Annotated in this window: 19 protein-coding genes; 4 read left to right on the top strand and 15 right to left on the bottom strand. The window is 33.2% G+C overall.

What is annotated here, in order from left to right; translation table 11 throughout:
• Positions 1 to 60 precede the first annotated feature (60 nt).
• Together OLM54_RS03825 and OLM54_RS03820 are read right to left on the bottom strand one after the other, a co-directional pair.
• Positions 61 to 885, bottom strand: coding sequence for a hypothetical protein (locus tag OLM54_RS03825; RefSeq protein ID WP_264537278.1), 825 nt, complete (start codon positions 883 to 885; stop codon positions 61 to 63).
• A gap of 302 nt (positions 886 to 1187) precedes the next feature.
• Positions 1188 to 1529, bottom strand: coding sequence for a hypothetical protein (locus OLM54_RS03820; RefSeq protein ID WP_264537277.1), 342 nt, complete (start codon positions 1527 to 1529; stop codon positions 1188 to 1190).
• A gap of 233 nt (positions 1530 to 1762) precedes the next feature.
• Here OLM54_RS03820 and OLM54_RS03815 point away from each other — a divergent pair, with 233 nt between their 5' ends.
• On the top strand, positions 1763 to 4963 hold the full coding sequence (locus tag OLM54_RS03815; RefSeq protein ID WP_264537276.1) for a PAS domain-containing protein: 3201 nt from the start codon (positions 1763 to 1765) through the stop codon (positions 4961 to 4963).
• A gap of 59 nt (positions 4964 to 5022) precedes the next feature.
• On the opposite strand, the gene OLM54_RS03810 is transcribed toward OLM54_RS03815, so the two are convergent.
• Entirely contained in the window at positions 5023 to 5454 is a 432-nt protein-coding gene (locus OLM54_RS03810; RefSeq protein ID WP_264537275.1) for a response regulator, read from the bottom strand.
• 243 nt (positions 5455 to 5697) lie between these two features.
• On the opposite strand from OLM54_RS03810, the gene OLM54_RS03805 reads away from it, so the two are divergent.
• A complete protein-coding gene (locus tag OLM54_RS03805) occupies positions 5698 to 6201 on the top strand; it encodes a pyridoxamine 5'-phosphate oxidase family protein (protein ID WP_264537274.1) in 504 nt (167 codons plus the stop codon).
• 154 nt (positions 6202 to 6355) lie between these two features.
• Here OLM54_RS03805 and OLM54_RS03800 read toward each other — a convergent pair whose 3' ends face one another.
• The 4 genes from OLM54_RS03800 to OLM54_RS03785 all read right to left on the bottom strand — a co-directional run bounded on the left by OLM54_RS03800 (position 6356) and on the right by OLM54_RS03785 (position 8856).
• Positions 6356 to 6673 carry a GIY-YIG nuclease family protein gene (locus tag OLM54_RS03800; RefSeq protein ID WP_264537273.1) on the bottom strand — a complete coding sequence of 106 codons (318 nt, stop codon included), beginning with the start codon at positions 6671 to 6673 and terminating at the stop codon, positions 6356 to 6358.
• Between the two features lie 69 nt (positions 6674 to 6742).
• The gene (locus tag OLM54_RS03795) at positions 6743 to 7450 is read right to left on the bottom strand and encodes a DUF72 domain-containing protein (RefSeq protein WP_264537272.1); all 708 of its coding nucleotides are present in this window, start codon (positions 7448 to 7450) and stop codon (positions 6743 to 6745) included.
• Positions 7447 to 8178, bottom strand: a complete 732-nt coding sequence (locus OLM54_RS03790; protein ID WP_264537271.1) for a DNA-formamidopyrimidine glycosylase family protein — start codon at positions 8176 to 8178, stop codon at positions 7447 to 7449. The genes OLM54_RS03795 and OLM54_RS03790 overlap by 4 nt, the downstream gene beginning before the upstream one ends.
• 87 nt (positions 8179 to 8265) lie before the next feature.
• Complete coding sequence (locus OLM54_RS03785; RefSeq protein ID WP_264537270.1) at positions 8266 to 8856, bottom strand: ferritin-like domain-containing protein; 591 nt, start codon at positions 8854 to 8856, stop codon at positions 8266 to 8268.
• 188 nt (positions 8857 to 9044) lie between these two features.
• Between OLM54_RS03785 and OLM54_RS03780 the strand changes: the two genes are divergently transcribed.
• On the top strand, positions 9045 to 9695 hold the full coding sequence (locus OLM54_RS03780; protein ID WP_264537269.1) for a hypothetical protein: 651 nt from the start codon (positions 9045 to 9047) through the stop codon (positions 9693 to 9695).
• A 72-nt stretch (positions 9696 to 9767) separates the two neighbouring features.
• On the opposite strand, the gene OLM54_RS03775 is transcribed toward OLM54_RS03780, so the two are convergent.
• From OLM54_RS03775 to OLM54_RS03755, 5 genes are all read right to left on the bottom strand, one after another.
• Positions 9768 to 10412, bottom strand: coding sequence for a DUF5661 family protein (locus OLM54_RS03775; RefSeq protein WP_264537268.1), 645 nt, complete (start codon positions 10410 to 10412; stop codon positions 9768 to 9770).
• A 168-nt stretch (positions 10413 to 10580) separates the two neighbouring features.
• Complete coding sequence (locus OLM54_RS03770; RefSeq protein WP_264537267.1) at positions 10581 to 11666, bottom strand: DNA topoisomerase IB; 1086 nt, start codon at positions 11664 to 11666, stop codon at positions 10581 to 10583.
• Between the two features lie 32 nt (positions 11667 to 11698).
• Positions 11699 to 11938: a Rho termination factor gene (locus OLM54_RS03765; RefSeq protein ID WP_264537266.1), complete on the bottom strand. Its 240-nt coding sequence runs from the start codon at positions 11936 to 11938 to the stop codon at positions 11699 to 11701.
• A 321-nt stretch (positions 11939 to 12259) separates the two neighbouring features.
• Positions 12260 to 12652, bottom strand: coding sequence for a hypothetical protein (locus OLM54_RS03760; protein WP_264537265.1), 393 nt, complete (start codon positions 12650 to 12652; stop codon positions 12260 to 12262).
• Between the two features lie 10 nt (positions 12653 to 12662).
• Entirely contained in the window at positions 12663 to 14027 is a 1365-nt protein-coding gene (locus OLM54_RS03755) for a hypothetical protein (protein ID WP_264537264.1), read from the bottom strand.
• Between the two features lie 278 nt (positions 14028 to 14305).
• Here OLM54_RS03755 and OLM54_RS03750 point away from each other — a divergent pair, with 278 nt between their 5' ends.
• Positions 14306 to 14893 (top strand): DUF4142 domain-containing protein, encoded by a 588-nt coding sequence (locus tag OLM54_RS03750; RefSeq protein WP_264537263.1) that lies wholly within the window; start codon positions 14306 to 14308, stop codon positions 14891 to 14893.
• 278 nt (positions 14894 to 15171) lie between these two features.
• Here the strand turns inward: OLM54_RS03750 and OLM54_RS03745 are convergent, their stop codons facing one another.
• The 3 genes from OLM54_RS03745 to OLM54_RS03735 all read right to left on the bottom strand — a co-directional run bounded on the left by OLM54_RS03745 (position 15172) and on the right by OLM54_RS03735 (position 17308).
• Positions 15172 to 16224 carry an NAD(P)-dependent alcohol dehydrogenase gene (locus OLM54_RS03745; RefSeq protein WP_264537262.1) on the bottom strand — a complete coding sequence of 351 codons (1053 nt, stop codon included), beginning with the start codon at positions 16222 to 16224 and terminating at the stop codon, positions 15172 to 15174.
• 244 nt (positions 16225 to 16468) lie between these two features.
• Entirely contained in the window at positions 16469 to 16873 is a 405-nt protein-coding gene (locus OLM54_RS03740; RefSeq protein WP_264537261.1) for a cupin domain-containing protein, read from the bottom strand.
• 21 nt (positions 16874 to 16894) lie between these two features.
• Complete coding sequence (locus tag OLM54_RS03735; RefSeq protein ID WP_264537260.1) at positions 16895 to 17308, bottom strand: cupin domain-containing protein; 414 nt, start codon at positions 17306 to 17308, stop codon at positions 16895 to 16897.
• Positions 17309 to 17333 lie beyond the last annotated feature (25 nt).

Genomic DNA, 17333 nt, shown 5'->3' with positions numbered 1-17333 from the left:
TATAAATAAAAAAACAGCTCATATAAAAGCTGTTTTTTGATCTTACAAGTTAAAGGTATATTAGGCTGTTTTAGCTAGCGAATTTTCAGGATAATGTTTGTTTAAAATGTGATATCTTTCCTTAAATAATCTTGGGAAAAAACCAATTGAATGCACGACTTCAGAGAAATTCATTCCTGAAATTCTTTTCAGTTCATCAAATTGTTTATTGGCTAATCCTATAAAAGGAGCAATTATTGTTGCGTAATTGTAACTATGCTGCGCTATCTCTAGTTCTAGAATAGAGCTCATAATGCTTTTTTGAAGCAAATTTCTAACAGTTCCTTTTTGCGGAATAGTTTTAAGCTCCTGAAGTTTCTCTGTAATTTTCGGATTTTGATGTCCGATATAAATGTAGTTTCCGGACTCGTTTGTAAACATTCTTTTTAATTGAGAAATTAGTTCAAAACTTTCCTCTTTTGCAGAAACCGTTATTGGCATTACAATCAAAGAAAACTGAATGCGTTTAAAGCTTTCAAAATATAATACTGTATTTATGGCTGATGTATTGTTTAAAATACCTGTTTGCTGTTTTTTAAGGATCTTTTTATCACCGTTTGCACCAAAACTATGGGTTAAACTTCCTTCTTCGCAATAAGCAAAAAATATTGGCGCAGACTGAAAAGATTCTATGCTTAGACTTACATCATTATGAAACATAAGATCAAAATGCATGTAGGATACTTCTTTTTCAAAATGAGTTCCGGTAATTTTTCCTTTTGCCCATTTTGATTTGATAGCTAAATTGTAGTCATTATTTGTAGTTGTTAAATCACCACTGAAGCTATCTTTAAGATCGTTAAATATGGTATTGAATTCTCCTGTATTTAAGTATAGTTTTTTCATTTTATGTCTGGTTTAATAAACTGGTCAGTACTTCTTTACGTACAAGTTTTGAATTTAGTTTTGTTTCCTTTTTATAATATTCAAATTTCGTACATCTTGTCACTCAATTTATTATACAATTTCAGCCAGATTTTTCATAATTAATATCTTACTATTCAAAAGTCATATTTCAATATTAAAATGTTGTATAAAATGTGATTTTTTAACCTGAATTGTGATTTTACCGCAAAGAACAAAAAAAACAGCTACTCCGGTATGAACCGGAATAACTGTCTTCCTGCAAAATAAATAGTCCAACGTGTCTAAGTCAATTCGTTTATATCTGAGTTTTGAGCGTAGTTTTCTTCCGGAATATCCTTAAAGAATTCTGCTTCATCAAGATCTGCGGTTGGTCCGTACCCAATTAAATGCGTTCCTTTTACATTATCTTTTGTTTCGATAACGTATAAAATCGACATATCATCAGGATCGCTCATTCCTTCATATCGGTGATGCGCTACTATATGTATATCCTGAGGTTTATATTCCTCTTTTGTTTCTGAATCAATTAAAGTATTATTAGTAAACAAAAAATTGCTCGTATATCCTTCAGCCACATACTTTTTTATGTAGTCTGTTTCGTGTTTTGACATTTCTTTTTTCATGATCTGATATTTTTAGTTAAAATCTTTAGTAATCCGTTACTTCAAATTTCATCATTAAAAAAAAATAAGCTTAACTCTATAGAAATTAATTTTACCTCAATTAAAAAATTAAACTTTAGTTGACATTTATACTATCTGATTAAGGATTTATATACTTTTCTTTATAAATTAGTATATTTATTGGATATAATTAATAGCTTTATTCGCTTTACTATAAAAGAAAACAAATTTTCATGATGGATATGAATCAGGATTTCCTTTCTAAGGGAGGCGAAATGGGTGCTTTAACCCGTGCTAAAGATTGGAGTAAAACCGTTGTGGGTTCTGTCGAAACATGGCCGCAGAGTTTACGAACAACTTTGGGTATTTTACTAAATTCAAAGTTTCCAATGTTTTTATTTTGGGGTCCGGAGCTTATTTGTTTTTATAACGACGCTTATCGACCAAGTCTTGGTAACGATGGTAAACATCCGTCTATTTTAGGACAAAAAGGTGCTGATTCATGGCCGGAAATCTGGTATTTTATAAAACCGCTTATCGATCAGGTACTTACAGAAGGCGAAGCAACCTGGCACGAAGACCAATATTTACCTATATATCGTAACGGTAAAATCGAAGATGTTTACTGGACATTTAGTTATAGTCCCGTAAATAACGAGTCCGGAAAACCTGCGGGCGTTTTGGTAATTTGCAATGAAACTACCGAAAATGTTCAATTGGTTAAAAAACTGGAAGACAGTAATACTCGATATCTCAATAATATTTTGCAGACGCCAAGCGCGATGTGCATATTTAGAGGTCCCGATTTTGTTGTAGAAATTGCTAATGAATTGATGCTGGAATTATGGGACAGGAAAGTAGATGAAGTGCTGAACAAACCCATTTTTGAAGGACTTCCTGAGGCTAAAGATCAGGGTTTAGAAGTTGTTCTTGAAAATGTTTACAGAACGGGCGAAAAGTTTGAAGCGCATGAACGTTTGGTTAAGCTACCGCGAAAAGATAAAATCGAAGATGTATATATCAATTTTGTATATGAAGCCTTAAAAGAACCGGACGGAAAAATCTCAGGTATTGTAGCGCTTGCCAATGATGTTACGGCTCAGGTTATGGCGAGAAATACGATTGAAGAAAGCGAAAAAAGATTTAAAAATATTGTAAAACAAGTGCCGCTGGGGATTGTAATACTAAAAGGAAAAGACCTCGTTGTAGAAATGGCGAATCCAGGTTATCTGCAAATTGTAGATAAGGAAGAAATTGATCTTTTAGATAAACCGTTATTCGATTCGTTTCCGGAAGCAAAAGAAACTATTTATCCTTTAATTGTCAAGGTTTTAGAAAGTGGAAATCCTTATTATACAGATGAACTTCGAATTACTTTAAATCGTTATGAAAAACAGGATTCGGGTTATTTCAATTTGGTTTTTCATCCTTTAAAAGAAGAAAACAATACGATTTCGAGCGTTATTATTGTCGCTTATGAAGTTACGGAAGCTGTAAAAGCAAGGCATCTTTTAAAAGAAAGTGAAGAAGCTTTTAGAAAAATAATCATGCATTCGCCTATTGCAATGTCAATTTTCAGAGGTAAAAACCACATTATCGAAATGGCTAATACCGCGATGATGAAAATTTGGCAAAAAACCGAAGAAGAAACTATTGGCAGACCTATTATTGATGTGTTTCCTGAATTGGTCGAGCAAAAATATCCTGAATTACTGGATGAAGTGGTTAATAACGGAAAAGTGGTTAGCGAAACAGAATCTGTTGCGTATGTTGATATTCGGGGAAAACTTGAGAAATTTTATCTTGATTATCAATACACTCCTTTATTTGAAAAAGAAGGTTCAAAATCTGGCGTGATGATTACGGTTAATGATGTTACGGATAAAGTTGAAGCCCGAAAAAAGGTTGAAGATGCAGAAGAAAGAGCCCGATTAGCCGCCAAAATTGCCGAAATTGTAACCTGGGATTTAAATATTGCCACTCAGGAATTAATTTATTCTGAGAATTTACCTGTCGTTTTTGGACGTCCGAAAAATATAAAAGTTACAAGAGCCGAAATTGTCGAACAGATTCATCCTGATGATAAAGCAATTCTGGAAAAAGCATACGAAGTTGCACTTACAACCAGTATTTATAAATATGAATCGCGAATTATTAAACCAGATAATTCGATTAGTTGGATAAAAGCGCACGGAAAAATATTTTTTGATGAAAATAATAATCCGATAAAAATGATTGGAACCATCATGGATATTACGGATGAGAAAAACAATCAGGAAGTTTTAATGAAAAATGAGGCAAAATTCAGATTGCTGGCAAATTCTATGCCTCAGCATATCTGGATAAGTGATGCTTTAGGAAATATTAATTATTTTAATCAATCTGTTTATTCGTATTCAGGGCTTCCAATTGATGAAATTGAACAAAATGGCTGGCTTCAAATTGTTCATCCTGATGATCGCGACGCCAATATTAAGGCTTGGGTTGATGCTATAATAACCGGAAATGACTTTTTGTTTGAGCATCGTTTTCGTCGTCACGATGGCGAATACAGATGGCAATTAAGCCGCGCAATACCGCAAAAAGATGCTGACGGAAATATACAAATGTGGGTGGGAACAAGTACGGATATTCAGGATCAGAAAAATTTTACTGATAAACTTGAACTGGAAGTCTACGAACGTACCGCAGAATTAGAGCTGAAAAACAAGGATTTAATCAATATGAATATTGAACTGCAATCTTTCGCTTATATATCAAGCCATGATTTGCAGGAACCTTTGCGAAAAATTCAAACTTTTGCAAGCCGTTTGTCTGATTTGGATGAGCAGAATATTTCGGCGAAAGCCAAAACGTATTTAAATCGAATAGAAGTTTCGGCGAAAAGAATGCAGACTTTAATTCAGGATCTCCTCACCTATTCCAGAACAAACTCTGCCGACAGGGTTTTTGTAAAGGTAAATCTGGATGAAATTGCCGATGAAGTAATAAGTGATTTTTCTGAACGTATTGAAGAAACTAATGCTGTTATTAATCTTAATTTGTTGGGCGAAGCAACGGTAATACCATTTCAGTTTAGGCAATTACTGCATAATTTAATTGGAAATGCTTTGAAGTTTCATAAGAAAGATGAAAATCCGTATGTAGAAATTAAAGCAAAAAGAATTAGAGGTTACGAAATAAAAATTCCGGTTGATTATCCTGATAAAATGTATTATCATCTTACTATAGCTGACAACGGAATTGGTTTTAATGATGAATATAAGGAACGAATTTTTGAGGTTTTTCAACGTTTAAATACCGAAAGTGAATTCTCCGGCACCGGAATTGGTCTGGCTATTGTTAAAAAAATTGTCGAAAACCATAAGGGAATTATTCGCGCTCACAGCGAAAAAGGCAAAGGCGCAACATTTGAAATTTACCTGCCGGAATAAAATAAAAAACACCAAACTCTTTTAGAATTTGGTGTTTTTTTATGTTCTGTAATTACTGTTTATGATTTGTAAACGAAATTTTGAGGTCCGGGAACAAATTTTTTCCAGTCTATTTCTAAAGCATGATCTATAGATCTTATAATATCTTTCATTAAAACGGGTTTCGTAATAAAAAGATTAGCGCCAAGATTACGGCATTTTTCGATAATACCAGGCTCATTTGAAGTAGAAAAAATAACAATTGGAATATGTCTTTTTTCTTCAGAATTTCTAAGCTCTTCCAATACATCAAAACCGTTTTTGCCCGGCATATTTAAATCTAAAAAAACGATATGTGGTGTTGGCGGCGGATTATAAATAGCTGTTAACAGCTTTTCTCCACCATTATACGTCAGGAGCTCTATATTTTTTGGCAATGATTCAACAGCATCAGCGAAAATGCTCAAATCATCTTCATCATCATCTGTGTAGAATACGGTTAAATCTGTCATAGGTATATAGTGATATTATTTTAAACAAAGATATACCAAATATATAGATATTACAATTGAATTTAATTTCACACAAAAAAGCTTTTGATAGAAATCTCATAACTTCTGATTTTAATTCTATAAGAGCTAAAAATCTAAAAAACAGCAACTTTACAATTGGTAACTTTTAGATAAAATACTGCTGCAATAATAAGCAAATCAGTATCTAAGAAAAAATTAGCAATAACTTAAAAATATAAAGCCATGGGAGATCATAAAGACCTTACAAACGAATTTGCTGTAGATAAAATAAAAGATCTTGCAGAAAACATAAAAACATGTATGTTTTGTACCTATAATATTAAAAACAGACTGCAATCGCGACCAATGTCTGTTCAAAAAATTGATGAATTGGGACAGCTTTGGTTTTTATCTGACAGAAACAGCGGGCAAAACGCCGAAATTACTCAGAATTCAACAGTTGAAATCTTTTTTTCTGAGCCACATGATAAGTTTTTAACCTTACACGGAACGGCAAGTATTTTGTACAATCCGGAAATAATCAAAGAATTATACGATCCAATCGTTAAAGTCTGGATGCCGGGCGGTGAAGATGATCCAAATTTGAGCGTTATCAAAGTAATTCCTGAAGATGGTTATTACTGGAACAATAAAAACGGAAAAATGGTGGCAATTGCCAAAATGACCGCCGCTTTTGTTACAGGAAAAACAATGGATGATGGTATTGAAGGCAGTTTGAAACTGTAGTTTTTTATTTTTGTCATTTCGACGAAAGGAGAAATCGCACACGTAACTCTACAAAGATTGGCGACATACTTTGCGGAATTTCCAGTGCGATTTCTCCTTTCGTCGAAATGACAAATACTATGACGAATACCAGATTCATCGATAATAAATAATCCTATTCAAAATAATAATTAAGAAATTCAAATGCTGGATTTTGATCCTTGATTAATTTCAATTTTTTATCTCTATTCCATTTTTTTAGTTCTTTTTCTCTTCCTATAGCTTCTTTTATCCAAACAAACTTTTCATAATAAACTAAAAATTGAATTTCATATTTTGATGCAAATGTTTTAGTATGTAGTTCAATATTTTCTTTATGCTGTATTAATCTCGATTTTAGATTATGTGTTACACCAATATAAAATGTCGATCGATATTTATTTGTTATGATGTAAACGTAGTAAGAATGAAAACCTAATTGTGGGTTTAGCATTTTATTTTTTCTCCTCCGTCGAAATGACAAACATCGGGAAATAGTATGTTAAAATACCAACTTACAAAATTATAATTTCTTAAACTCTAAAGCATTTAAAATTCCTGCTTCGCTTGCGGTATTATTAAAATAAATAAAACCTTTTTTGTGAGCGATTGCTTTTTTAATGTGTTCTAATTCTTCTGTTGTATAGCTGGAATAAAACAGTTTTTTATTTCCATGCATGCGAATATAAGTTACAGGAAATGAGGTAAGAATATCTTCGGGTAATCCGGGATAACTTACGCTGCAAAATGTTATATTATTTTCCTTAAAGGCATTCCAAACTTCTTGATTCCACCAGCTTTTATGCCGAAATTCGACTACATTTTTAAAACTTTTATCTAAGGTTTTAATGATATTCTGAAGTTTTTCTTCGCTATAATCATAACTTGGTGGAAACTGAAATAGTATACAGCCCAATTTTTCTTCTAAACCATCATCGCAAACATTGTAGAACTCTGCAATTTGTTCTTTACAGTCTACAAACTTTTTTATGTGTGTGAGTTCTTTTGGTGCTTTTACAGAAAAAATAAAATTATCGGGCGCTTTTTTATACCAGTTTTCCATGATTCTAAGTGTTGGAAATTTATAGAAAGTACCATTCATTTCGTAAGTATTAAAATGCCGGCAATAAAAATTGAACCATTTTACGGTTGGTAAATCTTCGGGATAAAAAATACCTTTCCAAAAACGATTATTATAACTTGAACATCCTATTAGTACTTCTTTTTTCATATGTGTAATTGTTGACAGTTTGTACAGAAAAAACTACGGCGCTTTTTTACACCGGTATGTTTTTTTATAAATGGAAGATTGCATCGCAAACAAATCTTTTTGGTATGGGCGAGCCAGTGTTTTTTTAATTCAAATTTCTTTTTCCATTCCAGAAATTCGAAGCTATAAATAGAACATTCGTCAATTATTTCTTCTATTTTATCTGTTGGAATTTTCCCTGTTAATGATTCCGGATGAATTTCGCAGCGGTATAAAATTTCATTTTTAATGATATTACCAACGCCCGAAAATATATTCTGGTCAAGAACCGCATCGCAAATCATTTGATTAGGAATTTTCTCCAGACTTTGCTTTGCTTTTTCGGGATTCCATTTTATGTTCATTACATCTTCTTCCCAATCATAATGTAAATCAAGATCGCCTTCGAGAATTTTAACAGAACAGGTGTAAAAATTAAGTTCGCCGTTTGAAAAAACGAGACTTAATCTTGGCGCTGTTTCTTTTCTTTCGTTAATGCGGTATGTACCAAACATTAGCAAATGAATTTTTATGGTAAAGTCATCAAAACAAATTAAATAATGTTTTCCCCAGGTTTTAATTGCCTGTATTATTTTACCTTTCATTCGCTGTAAATCTATAGCGCTGTTTCCGGAAACAGAAATTACTTTTTGTCCCGCAAATTGTTCGGTTTCTTCTTTAAGTATTACGATTGACGGACCTTCGGGCATGCTGTTTATATTTTGAAAAGTTTATGAAATAAATAAAAATGAAAAAAGTGCAGCTTTTACACCGCACTTTGTTGTCGTGTTTAAGGTTTATTCTTCGTCTTCTTCGGCAGCTTCTACATTAATTGCGTTTACTGCAACTTCTGTTAAAGTTTTATCTGCTCCTTTTTCTTCGTCCAGCGTTAATTCTAAAATCGCAGCGGCTTCTGTAAGACCAAGTGTTTCAGCAAATTGTCTTAAAGTTCCATAAGTGGCAATTTCGTAATGTTCAATTTTCTGGCTGGCAGCAATAATTCCTGCATCACGAACAACGCCAACTTCAGTTTCTTCAAGGATACTCTTGCCTTCTTCGATCAAGCCCTCCATTGCATCACATTTTTTAGCAGTTGCTTTTTTACCAATAATGTCAAAAACCTGTTCCAATCTTGTTACATGTTCTTCCGTTTCGGTTAAATGGTTTGTAATTGCATCAATTAACTCCGGCGATGTTGCATTTTTTGCCATTAGCGGAAGCGCATTTGTTAACGCTTTTTCTGCCCAGTAAATATCTTTTAATCCGTCTTCAAAAAGTTCGGTTAAACCAGATGCGGCGCTTGATTTTGCTTTTATTACACCTGCCTTAGCGGTTTTTTTTGGTGCAGTTTTGTTTGCTGTAGTTGGTTTCTTATTTTTAGTTTCCATAATGAATGATTTATTTGTTATTAATATTGTAAAAGTACTTTTGATATACAGCAATTTGTTATAGCATTTTATGCAGATATTACAACATAATCATCTGTAAATTATAGAATTAGCAAATTGAATTCTATAATAAACTCACATTACTTCTTCCATAGATTTGTATATTATGAACAATTAAACTGCTTATCATGGAAACTACTGATAAAAGAAATAGCGCTGTAGGAAATAGAGATCCGCGTAATCAAAATTTAAACAGACAAAATACAGTTCTAAACGAAAAATTGTATGCCAACGATGAAATTAGAAAGGCAAATCGCCAGGAAAATATTGAAAATTATGGTTATACAATCAGAGATGGATATAATCCTAATAAAGCCATTCCGGATCAGGAACGAATTACTAATGAAGATGATTTAGACGATTTGGATGATGATTTTCATGCCGCCGATGATCTTGAAGATGATGCCGATGATGCTGATAATTTAAATGATGAATTTGATAATCCTTCTGATAATGTAAATGATGATTTTACAAATTCGGCAGATGAATTTGACGATGAGGAAGAAGAGGATTTTGAAGATGACGAAGAAGAAGAGGAAGAAGAAGAACTTGACGATCATACACATACAACGGGAGATTTACTTTATGATGAAGATGCGGATAACCTTAACGATGAAATCGACAACCCATCTGACTCTGAAGAATTAACTGAATCTGACGAAGATTTACAGGAATTAGATCCTGATGATGATGATTTAGAAGATGATCTTGAACCGGGAGAAATCGAAGAAGAAGATTCAGGAGATACTTATCCTGATAATGACCCAAGAAAATTCTAATTTCTGAACATAAAAAAAAGCCGTTACTATAATTTAGTAACGGCTTTTTTTTGCCTGTAGCATCATGAAAATTTAATCTCCTATTTTATCCAGAGTTGGTATATCGTCCATTTTTTCGAGACGTTCTGCAAGCCCCATTCTGGCTTCATTTAATTCTAACTCGGCTTTGCCTAATTCTTTGTACCATTCTTCTTTTCCTGTTTCAGAATTTTCGATTTTACGCATAATTTCAAAAATTTCACCTTGCGCTTCCATCACGGCAAGTCTTTTATAATAAGTTAAGCTTTCTGTTAAATGTGCCAAAACAATCATTGCTGTCAAAAACGGATGATTGTTGGTTACATTTACATCTCTTACTTTGCCGTGTTCTAATTCTACTTTTAAAGCAAATGCAAATTCTTCCATATTAAACCTTTCATGTTTACTTCCCGGATTTAAATACGCTTTAATTGCCTCAACATTATCCATTGTCGAAAGATCAACATCGGTATCATTTTCATGTAAATCTTTATAAACAATAGCCGCAATAGCTCTCGCCTCTTCTATAGTTGGATCATTTTCAGGATTTTCAAAATCTCTTGTCGACCAATCCCAATTTTCCGGATGAACAGGTTTGATGTATTTTTCACAAAAATCTGATACATCATTTTTTAAACTTACCATTACATCGTCTCTTTTGATATAAACATCCTGATAGGTACCGCTCTTTGTTCCCATAATTATTTATGATTAATTTTTATTGTAAATTAAAACGACACACTTACCATGTGGTAAATGTGTCGTTTTGTCCCCAACTTGAATCCCTTTTATATATCTCAAAGTTGCAACATAAAATGAGAAACCGTTAACTCAAAACGTATAATTATTAGCTCAATCCGTTATTATTTATGAAAATTCTGGTTGAAAATTGCTTATTAATTCTGAAAAAGCAATTTCTGAATGCGAAAAATGCGGCTGATTGCTTCGGCATTTTCTTGCCCTGTCAAAATATTGCTGAATAGAACCGTCTTCGTAGCTCGCCACAATAAGCGGATGCACATAATAATTTTTACACACATTTTTGGTATTTCCCAGAGCCTGGGCCGTAGCTTCAAAAGCGTCGACAATATTTTTTTTGATTTCTTTTTCTTCGGTTGTCGTTCCGATTTCTGCTAAGGTTTCAAAAAATATCAACGATGCTGCCCAGGTTCTAAAATCTTTGGCACTAAAATATTCTCCTGTAATTTCGTGCAGATACTGGTTAACCATATGGCTATCGAGAACTTTGCGTTCGCCATTTTCATTAAAGTATTTAAAAACTTCCATACCCGGAATTTCTTCGCATCGACTTACCAGTTTAACCAATTGTTTATTTCTGGTTGTTATGGTATGTTTTACGCCTTTTTTACCAACAAATTCAAAACGCAGCGTGTTTTTATTAATGTTGATATGTCGTTTTCTCAGCGTAGAAAGTCCGTATGATTTATTGTCTTTGGCATATTTTTCATTTCCAATTCTAATATGGGTTTCCTCCATTAATCGGATTACAAGCGCTGTTACCTTGTTTTTACACCATTCTTTTTGCTCTAAATCCTGATCGACCTGTTCTCTTATTTTAGGCAGGTATTTTCCGAATTCGGCTATTTTATAAAACTTGGTCTGGTTTCGAATTAAATTCCATTTGGGATGATAACGATATTGTTTTCTGTTTTTAACATCGGTTCCAACAGCCTGAAGATGACCGTTTGACAAATCTGCAATTCGCACATTTTCCCACGCCGGCGGAAGCACCAGACTGCTAAAGCGTTTTAATTCGCTTTTTTGTTTTACACATCTTCCGTTTTTTTTATAGATAAAACCTTCGCCTTCTCTACAGCGTTGTATGGTAAGCGTGTGGTCGCTTACGTAAACTAAATCTAGTTTTTCTAAAACCATTTGGGGCTCTTTTATCAATTGCTCCATTAGTTTTTCCTGTTTAATTTTGGCATTCATAATATTTGCAGAGAGTTGCATTATCGTTCTAATTAATTAGTACGTAATGATTTAATAAGATTGTTTTTGTTCATATAAGAACGACCCGGAATACCTGCTTTTTGAGCTTGCTGGTATAATTGTTCCTTTGTCCATTCTTCATAAGGTTTTGCTTTACCTCCTTTTACTCCTGAATTTGGAGTGTTAGCAATTCGGGCTGCTTTTTCCTGACTATATCCTTTCTTTAAAAGTGCTTGATATTGCTCCTCGTTTTTAATTCTTGGATCTGGCATGACAATAAAATTTAGGTTACTAATTTGATTGAATTGTTATGTCAAAGTTCTCTTAAAACAGCAGCGATTACGTTATATAATTCCTGAATATGTTTTCATAATTAACTATAGGTCAAATGCTTTAAAAACAAAAATCCCAATTCGAAAGAATTGGGATTTTTGTTTAGGTTTAGTATTTTTGATAGAATAAATTAAGAGTTACAATATTGAGCTAGCGCGAGAGTCCCGCTCGTGAACGCAAAGTATATAAAGTTTAAATTTGGAACGGGCACGAGCGGGACGCTCTAGCTAGTGGAAATTCAAATAAAATTCTTTAGCTGATTATTCGATTTCAACCGCTGCTTCTACTTGAATATATTCATTATAATCACCATTTTTTCGCACTAAATAAAGGATATACTGATTTAAAAAAACTCCTAGTTGGTAATCATCCAACTTTTGTTTTTTATTATAAAATTTTGAATTACGAACAAATTTTTTAAGGCATAGCATTTTTTTAGCTTTCACCTCATTAGCAATACGAACCTCATTGAAGAAAAAAGTTCCATTGTTAGCATCACTTATTTCATCTAAATAATAGTGTTTTGGAATTTCAACATATGTTTTAATATATTTCTTGTCATATTTAAAAAAAAGTGTGTCTTTTTCTTTTTCCTGACCGGTTAAAAAACTCAGGAAAAAGAAAGAGAATATGATTACCATGTATTTTTTCATAATTTAAATTTTAATTTGGACAAGGCACTGTTTTACTTAATAAGTTTACTCTGTTTGCAAGTGCTTCAATAGAAACTTTTTTATCTGACGGCAAATTTGCCCACGCCTTTATTTTATTATCTCTTAAACCTCCCCAAGCCATTGCTTCGTAAAAAGCATCAGTAGGAGCTTCTCCATAGTAATTTGTATATTTCCTATAATCATCTATCAGAACTGTTTTATGAAATTCCATTAAGGCTTCTTTCATACTATTTAGATACAATACTGCCATCGTACTATGTTGACTATTTTCATAAGCTTCATAGGTGTTTTTAAAATCTAAAACTTCTTGACTTTTATCTTTTTCGTTCATCAGAGTTATTTTTCTATACATATCAGCATGTATATATTCGTGTAAAATAGTTCTTGCTGCCTCCAAACCTGCATTTGTATTTGTCCTTGAAGTACTTATTTCTATTGTCATTCTGGTACTAAGAAGTTTATGTGTCGTTTTCCCATTAACTTCTCTCAGAATACCATTTTCATCCTTATTAGTTACTTTATCTAATGATATTATATTAATATCAAATTTTGATGTTCCAGTAAAATTAGCCAATAATTTTTGCACAAAAGAATTCCCGTTTTTATTTAATAATGCATTTAAGCATTTTGCTTTCCCTGTTAATTCATCAATAATTTGTACAGGTTTTGATGTGGTATTACCATATCCTCCGTCTCCCATTCCAGCATCCCAAGACATTCCTTGGCCACCTCCTGCATTGCTGGAACCACCGCTTCCCCATATAGCTTCAAAATCCAAATAATTAACATATTTTATACCATGAGTATTACTTTTGACAATTACTTCTTTCAATGCTTCAGCGTCTTGTTTTGAAGTTGCGGATGCTTTTGTATTATTCCTTACAAATTGGCTTACAATAATCCCATTCTCAGCTCTGTAGCCATTTAAAAAAAATCCTTCAAGAGAATAAATAAATATCTTTCCTGAAAAGCTTCCTCTAATAGAATTCTCGTCAGGATACATACTAAAAATAACGCTTTTAATTTCATTATCAATTTTTAGCAGCAAAATCCTATCATTTTCAAGATTGTTATTCGTTTCAAAAGGGATTATAGTTAATAACTGATCGCTTCCATTTATTTTTTCCTGCACAATTTGATCATATTGAAGATCATCTGATTTTTTGTTCGATGATTTAGCCAAGGGGCTTACGTTTGAATTTGTTAAAAAAGATTTTGCTTCATCAATAGTTACTGTCTGAATATTACTTTGTGACTGACTTATTGAAAGTTCATCATTTGAACAATTTGTTGATAACAGCGTAACGCATAGAATCAACACTAATTTTCCTAAATTTTTAAATTTCTGGTTCATTTTTTTGGTTTTAATAGTTAAATCAAAAAATCTCTTACTTTTTGATTTGACTAAACTAGAACACAAAAAAACACTCTAAAGCCACTAAAAGCCTAGAATGTAACATTATAAGACATTAATTCTGGCTGAATTAATTATAGCTTATTTATTTTTTAATAAGATGATTTGAATACGATTGAACCAAATCTTTAAATCCTGTAACATTATATAAAAATACTGTAAGACATTCCCGCCGCTTCCTGAATAATTTTACATCATAACATTTAAACCATAAAATCATGAAAAAGTTACTATTAGCAGGAAAAGTTATTTTAGGCGCCGGACTAATCATTATATTCTTGAATTCTTGCAAAAACGAAACTAAACAAGAAGATCCAAAAGAGGTTGCTGAAGATGCTAATGAAGCTAAATTTGACTCTATTGACAGTAAAGAAGATGATTCTGAATTTTTGGTAGATCAAGCTGAAATTAATTTGGCGGAAATCGAAATTGGAAAACTGGCACAAACTAAAAGTGCAAATACTGAAGTGAAAAAATTTGGTCAAATGCTTGTTGATGAACATACAAAATCGGCTTCTGAAGTAAGTGCATTAGCAAAAACTAAAAACTTCACTCTACCAACTTCTCTAACTGAAGAAGGTCAGGAAGAATACAAAAAACTAAACGAAAAATCAGGTGTTGATTTTGACAAAAAATTTGCTGACATGATGATCGATGGTCATGAAAAAGCAATTGATAAACTTAAAAAAGCTTCGGAAGACGCAAAAGATCCAGACATTAGACAATGGGCTTCTAATAATATTGCTGGTTTAACAGCACATTTAGAACATGCCAAAATGCTAAAACAAAATCTGGACAAAAAATAAAAATTGGTACTGGTATTTTTTTTTGAGAAACCCTTTAAGAGTTGAATTGCTTAAAGGGTTTGTTTTTTTTTAAAGGTACAAAGGCTTGTTTTTTTTTAAGGTACAAAGGTTCAGAGTTACAAAGGTTCAAAGGTTTAGTTTCTTTGTCAATTTTCTACAAATTTTAAAACCTTTGCTACTTTGAGCCTTTGCCACTTTGAACCTTTGCTACTTTGAACCTTTGCCACTTTGAACCTTTGCTACTTTGAACCTTTGCCTCTTTGAACCTATTTTTTCACCTATTTCAAAGAAGCCATATCAATCACAAAGCGATATTTGATATCACCTTTTAGTAATCTTTCGTAAGCGTTATTTACGTCGTTTACGCCAATTACTTCAATATCTGCAATAATATTGTGTTCTGCACAAAAGTCAAGCATTTCCTGAGTTTCAGCAATTCCGCCAATGTTTGATCCGGCGAAACTTCTTCTTCCCATTAAAAGGCTGAATGATGTTACAGGAAGCGGTTCCATTGGAGCGCCAACCAAAACCATATTTCCGTCGACTTTTAGTAAATTTAGATATTCATCTATATTATGCTGTGCCGATACGCAATCTAAAATAAAGTGTAAACTTTTAGCAAATTTTGCCATTTGTTCAGGATCTGTAGACAAAACAACTTCATCTGCGCCCAAACGTTTTGCATCTTCGGTTTTAGATAACGAAGTGGTAAAAACCACTACATGAGCGCCCATAGCTTTCGCTAATTTGATTCCCATATGTCCTAAACCGCCAATACCCACAACGCCTACTTTTTGTCCCGGACCAACATTCCAGTGTTTTAACGGAGAATAAGTTGTAATTCCTGCACAAAGTAAAGGAGCAACTCCGGCAAGATCTAATTTGTCTGAAATATGCAATACATAATTTTCATCGACAACAATACTCTCAGAATAACCTCCAAAAGTTTGCCCGCCCAAATGAACATCCGGAGAGTTGAATGTTAGCGTATTTCCCGGCTCGCAAAATTGCTCTAAACCTTTTTTGCAATGTTCACATTCTCGGCAAGAATCGACCATACACCCTACTCCTGCTAAATCACCAACTTTAAAGTTTTTTACGTGATCGCCTACTTTTGTTATTCTGCCTACAATTTCATGTCCGGGAACAATTGGATAAATAGTTCCATGCCATTCATTACGGGCAGAATGCAAATCAGAATGGCAAATTCCGCAATACAAAATTTCAATCTCTACGTCGTGTGCCAATACACCTCTGCGTTTTATATCTAATGTTTTTAATGGCGCTTCAGCAGCTTCCGTACCAAAGGCTTTTACGTTTTTTGCTTCCATATTTTTTAGTTTTTTGTTTGTTTTAAGTTTTTTTGTTTCAGGTTTTCTTTGGTTTCAGGTTTTCTTTGGTTTCAGGTTTTCTTTGTTTCAAGTTTCAGGTTTTCTTTGTTTCAAGTTTCAGGTTTCAGGTTCAACTTTGTGTGTAGACTAAAGTTTACATAAAGTTTTGTCATTTCGAAGAATGACAAAATCGTAGTGAAGTAAGTTCAGAATTATCTAATTATCTAATCGACAAATAATTCCTTTACCTCCCATAACTAAAATATTCCTCATCAGTAACGCTTGCTAACCAGCTTCCTGCGCCTTTATCAACTTCTGTAATTATGGCGATGTATGAAAATTTGCTAAAAGGTGTTGCGCCATACCAATGTTCAACGCCCGGTAAAATGGTAACCACTTCATCTTTATGAAGCAATCTTATCGCTTGTCCTTTTTCCTGAAAATAACCAATACCATTTGTCGCAATAAGCAATTGCAAACTCGGATTAATATGCCAGTTGCATCTTGCACCAGGTTCAAAAGCTACTTCTTTTATAACAGTATTTTCTGGGTGAATATTGCTGGTTTGTTTTTTATACGAAACTTCGCCAGTCATATAAGTGTTAGGAACTTTCCCTTCTTCGATAACGGTAGTGTAGGTTGTTGACATAAATAGTTTTTTTAAGTTAGTTTATTGAAAGCTATTGTATTGCTCATCGGTAACAGGTTCGAGCCAATCTACAATTCCGGTTTGTGTATTGGTACTGATGGCAATGTGGGTAAATTCGCTGTTGTGAGAAGCTCCGTGCCAGTGTTTAAGTAGTGGCGGAATATTAATTACATCACCAACCTGAAGCAGCTGAATTGGTTTTCCAACTTCCTGATAATATCCTGTTCCGTGCGTAACAATCAAAATTTGTCCGCCGGGATGTGTGTGCCAATTGTTTCTTGCGCCAGGTTCGAAAACGACATTACCAACTGCAGTATTTAGAATTGGGTCGTTTGGCACCAGCATTTTAACCCAGGCTTTTCCTGTAAAGTAATCTGCCGAAGCCAAATCGCCTTTAGGGAAAATTTCGTTTAATTGATTTTCTGAAGTTTTCATAATTATTTGTTTTTACTATCGGAAA

The organism is Flavobacterium sp. N1736 (genome assembly GCF_025947065.1).
In the GTDB taxonomy this organism is placed as follows: domain Bacteria; phylum Bacteroidota; class Bacteroidia; order Flavobacteriales; family Flavobacteriaceae; genus Flavobacterium.
This window is presented reverse-complemented; position numbering and strand designations above follow the sequence as displayed.

Excerpts from the sequence above, each read along its gene's own strand:
- OLM54_RS03825 (WP_264537278.1), bottom strand. The coding sequence starts at position 885 with ATGAAAAAACTATACTTAAATACAGGAGAATTCAATACCATATTTAAC.
- OLM54_RS03820 (WP_264537277.1), bottom strand. The coding sequence starts at position 1,529 with ATGAAAAAAGAAATGTCAAAACACGAAACAGACTACATAAAAAAGTAT.
- OLM54_RS03815 (WP_264537276.1), top strand. The coding sequence starts at position 1,763 with ATGATGGATATGAATCAGGATTTCCTTTCTAAGGGAGGCGAAATGGGT.
- OLM54_RS03810 (WP_264537275.1), bottom strand. The coding sequence starts at position 5,454 with ATGACAGATTTAACCGTATTCTACACAGATGATGATGAAGATGATTTG.
- OLM54_RS03805 (WP_264537274.1), top strand. The coding sequence starts at position 5,698 with ATGGGAGATCATAAAGACCTTACAAACGAATTTGCTGTAGATAAAATA.
- OLM54_RS03800 (WP_264537273.1), bottom strand. The coding sequence starts at position 6,673 with ATGCTAAACCCACAATTAGGTTTTCATTCTTACTACGTTTACATCATA.
- OLM54_RS03795 (WP_264537272.1), bottom strand. The coding sequence starts at position 7,450 with ATGAAAAAAGAAGTACTAATAGGATGTTCAAGTTATAATAATCGTTTT.
- OLM54_RS03790 (WP_264537271.1), bottom strand. The coding sequence starts at position 8,178 with ATGCCCGAAGGTCCGTCAATCGTAATACTTAAAGAAGAAACCGAACAA.
- OLM54_RS03785 (WP_264537270.1), bottom strand. The coding sequence starts at position 8,856 with ATGGAAACTAAAAATAAGAAACCAACTACAGCAAACAAAACTGCACCA.
- OLM54_RS03780 (WP_264537269.1), top strand. The coding sequence starts at position 9,045 with ATGGAAACTACTGATAAAAGAAATAGCGCTGTAGGAAATAGAGATCCG.
- OLM54_RS03775 (WP_264537268.1), bottom strand. The coding sequence starts at position 10,412 with ATGGGAACAAAGAGCGGTACCTATCAGGATGTTTATATCAAAAGAGAC.
- OLM54_RS03770 (WP_264537267.1), bottom strand. The coding sequence starts at position 11,666 with ATGAATGCCAAAATTAAACAGGAAAAACTAATGGAGCAATTGATAAAA.
- OLM54_RS03765 (WP_264537266.1), bottom strand. The coding sequence starts at position 11,938 with ATGCCAGATCCAAGAATTAAAAACGAGGAGCAATATCAAGCACTTTTA.
- OLM54_RS03760 (WP_264537265.1), bottom strand. The coding sequence starts at position 12,652 with ATGAAAAAATACATGGTAATCATATTCTCTTTCTTTTTCCTGAGTTTT.
- OLM54_RS03755 (WP_264537264.1), bottom strand. The coding sequence starts at position 14,027 with ATGAACCAGAAATTTAAAAATTTAGGAAAATTAGTGTTGATTCTATGC.
- OLM54_RS03750 (WP_264537263.1), top strand. The coding sequence starts at position 14,306 with ATGAAAAAGTTACTATTAGCAGGAAAAGTTATTTTAGGCGCCGGACTA.
- OLM54_RS03745 (WP_264537262.1), bottom strand. The coding sequence starts at position 16,224 with ATGGAAGCAAAAAACGTAAAAGCCTTTGGTACGGAAGCTGCTGAAGCG.
- OLM54_RS03740 (WP_264537261.1), bottom strand. The coding sequence starts at position 16,873 with ATGTCAACAACCTACACTACCGTTATCGAAGAAGGGAAAGTTCCTAAC.
- OLM54_RS03735 (WP_264537260.1), bottom strand. The coding sequence starts at position 17,308 with ATGAAAACTTCAGAAAATCAATTAAACGAAATTTTCCCTAAAGGCGAT.